This is a genomic window from Rhodococcus chondri (genome assembly GCF_036327435.1).
Lineage (GTDB): Bacteria > Actinomycetota > Actinomycetes > Mycobacteriales > Mycobacteriaceae > Rhodococcus > Rhodococcus chondri.
In genome coordinates, this window is the sequence record NZ_JAUZMZ010000280.1 from 1 (window position 1) to 3,809 (window position 3,809).

1 protein-coding gene is annotated in these 3,809 nt (G+C 71.4%); it reads left to right on the top strand.

The features are described 5' to 3' along the window. Positions 1 to 316: 316 nt before the first annotated feature. A partial coding sequence (locus Q8814_RS24930; protein ID WP_330154642.1) for an amino acid adenylation domain-containing protein occupies positions 317 to 3,809 on the top strand: 3,493 nt, incomplete at its 3' end.

The window sequence follows — 3,809 nt, forward strand, 5'->3', positions numbered from 1 at the left end:
CCAGACCGTCGGCGGAGCGCTCGGCGACCGAGCGAAGGTCCTGGGCGATCGTGCCGCCGATGCCCGCGCCACGGGAAAGGGAGTTCTCGAACGGGGACTGGCGCGGGTCAGCGAAGTGCGCCACCGCGGAGGCGGCACGTCCGAGGGGACCGTCTCCTCCGGCGACTGACGGTGGCCGCTATCGACACCTAGGGTGCGTACCCCACGCGGTGTCCGCGCGGGACAGTGAGTGAGCCGGTTCGACCGGCTCCTCCAGACCGCAAGGACCTCGCGTCCCACCGAGCACGTCTCGGTGCCAGCATCCAGGTGTGATTCGATGGCCGACACGGCGACCCCCACCGTCCACCAGCCGTTCCCGCTGTCGTCCGCACAGCGCGGACTGTGGTTCGCTCAGCAACTCGCACCCGAGGTGCCGATCTGCATCGCCCAGTACGTGGACATCCGGGGCCCGCTCGACGTCGCGCTGTTCCAGCAGATCGCTCTGGCAGTCGGCCACGAATATCAGTCGGTGTTCCTCCGGCTCGTCGACGTCGACGGCGAACCGCACCAGGTGGTCGATCCGCCGGCCGACGCCGCCATGGGCATGCACGACTTCCGCGGCGCATCCGACCCGACCGCCGCCGCGCAGGCGTGGATGGACGAGAACCACACGGCGCCGGTCGATCTCGTCGGCGCACCGCTGACCGAATCCTCGCTGCTGCAGATCGCCGACGACCGGTACCTCTGGTACACCCGCATCCACCACATCGCCCTCGACGGATACGGCGCCGCGACCATGGTCGACCGCGTGGCCCACTGCTACACGGCCGCGGTCGAAAACCGCACGCCCGAACCGAACCGCGCGGCGGACCTGACCACCCTGCAGGAACTCGACCGCGACTACCGCGCCTCCCACCGGTATGCCGCCGACACCGAGTACTGGGCAGAACGCCTGCATGCCCGCACCGACACCGTCACCCTCGCCGGTGCCGACGCGCTACCCGCCGCGCACAGCCTCGCCGCGCGCAGCGCCCTCGCCGACTCCACCACCGCCCGGCTCGACGCCTCCGCCCCGACCGCCGCGGCCAGGATCATCGCCGGATTCGCCGGTTACCTGTCGCGGACCACGGGCCGGCGCGACGTGATCGTCGACCTCCCCGTCTCCGCGCGCACCACCGCGGTCCTGCGGCGTTCGGGCGGCATGCTCGCCAACGTCGTTCCGCTGCGGGTGAGCGTCGAACCCGACGACACGGTCGGCACACTCGTCGAACGGGTGCGCCTCGAACTGATGGGGGCACTGCGCCACCAGCGCGGCAACGTCGAGGACATCCTGCGCGAGCTGGGTGTCGCCGCCGAATCGCGCAGGATCTCGGCACCCGTGGTCAACGTGATGCTGTTCTCGCGACAGTGGCGTTTCGGGCCGTGCACCGCCGACTTCCACATCCTCACCGCCGGACCCGTCCCGGATCTGCTCGTCAACGTGTACCGGGCGGGTACGCCGGCGTCGACATACGTCGAACTCCGGGCCAACCCGCACCGCTACCGTGACGACGAGGTGCACGAGCACCACCGCGGGCTCGTCGACCTCGTCGAGGCCGTCGTCGCGGCCGCTCCCGAGACACCGTTGACCGCGATCGGCGCGGTCGACCTGCCCCGGGCGGTGCCGGGTGCGGCGCCGGAGCCGGAAGTGACGCTGCCCGATCTGCTCGCCGCCACTGCCGCCGAGCATCCGCGGGCGGTTGCGCTGCAGAGCGGACAGCGCACAATGACCTACGGTGAGCTCGACGCGGCCTCGAACCGTGTCGCGCGGGCTCTGCTCCGGTCCGGTGTCACCGCCGAATCCGTGGTGGCAACAGCGATTCCGCGTTCGATCGAGTCGGTGCTCGCGATCTGGGCGGTCGCCAAGACCGGCGCGGCGTTCGTGCCCGTCGATCCGCAGTACCCGGCCGCCCGGATCGAACACATGCTCACCGATTCCGGTGCGGTACTGGGGATGACCGTCGCCGCGGTGGGACAGCAGCTGCCCGGCGCGGTGCGATGGCTCGCTCTGGACGATCTCGACAATGAATTCGACTGCAGCGCAGCGCCGATCACCGACACCGAGCGCGGCCCGGTACGGCTCGGGCAGGCCGCCTACCTGATCTACACGTCCGGATCGACCGGACTGCCCAAGGGCGTCGTCGTCACGCATCGGGGCCTGGCCAATCTGCTCGCCGAGCAGCGTGAGCGGTTCGGCGCGCGGCCCGGCGCGCGCGTGCTGCACTGCGCGTCACCGAGCTTCGACGCATCCGTCTTCGAGATCGTGTGGGCGATCGGCATGGGGGCGCGCCTCGTCGTCGTGCCGCAGACCGTATACGGCGGCGACGAACTCGCCCGCATCCTCGAACGCGACCACGTCAGCCACGCGGTGCTCACCCCCACCGTGCTCGCGACGATTCCCCACGTACTGCCCGACCTCGACACCCTCGTCGTCGCGGGGGAGGCCTGCTCACCCGAACTCGTCGGAAAGTGGGCACCCGGCCGCACGATGCTCAACGGCTACGGACCCACCGAGGCGACGATCATGACGAACGCCGCCCCACTCGCCGCGGGTGAACGCGTCACGATCGGCGGGCCGGTGCGCGGCACCACCCAAGTGGTGCTCGACTCCCGGCTGCGGCCCGTCCCGGTCGGGGCGGCCGGTGAGCTGTACGTGAGTGGACCGGGAACGGCGCGCGGCTACCGCAACCGGGGTGCGCTGACCGCCTCCCGTTTCGTCGCCGATCCTTTCGGCACGCCCGGGACACGCCTGTACCGCACGGGCGACGTGGTGCGCTGGCGGCGCGACACGAACGGCGCCCTCGTGCTCGACTATGTGGGCCGCGCCGACTTCCAGGTCAAGATCCGCGGTATCCGCGTCGAACTCGGCGAGATCGACGATGCGCTGACCCGGCACCCCCGGGTGGCCGCGGCGGTCACCGTCGGCCGCACCGCACCGTCCGGCGACACCGTCCCCGTCTCGTACATCGTGCCCGCCGGACCCGGGGAACCCGACATCGCCGAGATCACCGCCTACCTGCGCGGCTCCGTGCCCGCGCATCTGGTGCCCGCGACGATCGTCGTGCTCGACGAACTGCCCGTCACCCCCGTCGGCAAACTCGACCGCACCGCACTGCCCGCACCGGTGTTCGGGATTCCGGCGACCGCGTACCGCGCCCCCGTCACCGCCACCGAACGCGCGGTCGCCGCAGTGTTCGCCGAGGTTCTCGGTCTCGACCGGGTCGGACGCGACGACCACTTCTTCGACCTGGGCGGCAACTCGCTCAGCGCGACCCGTGTCGTGGCGCGCGTGAGCGCGGCGACGGGAGCCGGGCTCGGCGTCCGCGACCTGTTCGAGGCGCCCGTCGTGGCCGCTCTCGCGGCACGCGTCGACGACACCGCCACCGACGCGACGCGCCCGGTGCTTACGGTGGAACCGCGCCCCGAACGGCCGCCGCTGTCGCTCGCGCAGCAGCGGATGTGGATCGTCAACCAGCTCGACACCACCTCCCACGCCTACAACGTGCCCATCATGTTGCGGCTGACGGGTGAACTCGACCTCGACGTCCTGCGCGCGGCGTTCGCCGACGTCGTGGCCCGGCACGAACCGCTGCGCACCCGCTACCCGGCGTCGCCGGACGGACCCTTCCAGCTGGTGTGCCACGACACCGGCACCGGCGTCGGCTTCGACCTCACCCCCAGGTCCGTGCAGGGCGAGATCGAGTTGCGCGCCGAAATGTCGCGGCTGGCCACCACCGGCTTCGATGTGAGTCGCGAGGTGCCTGTTCGCTCCGCGGTGCTGCGGGTCGGTC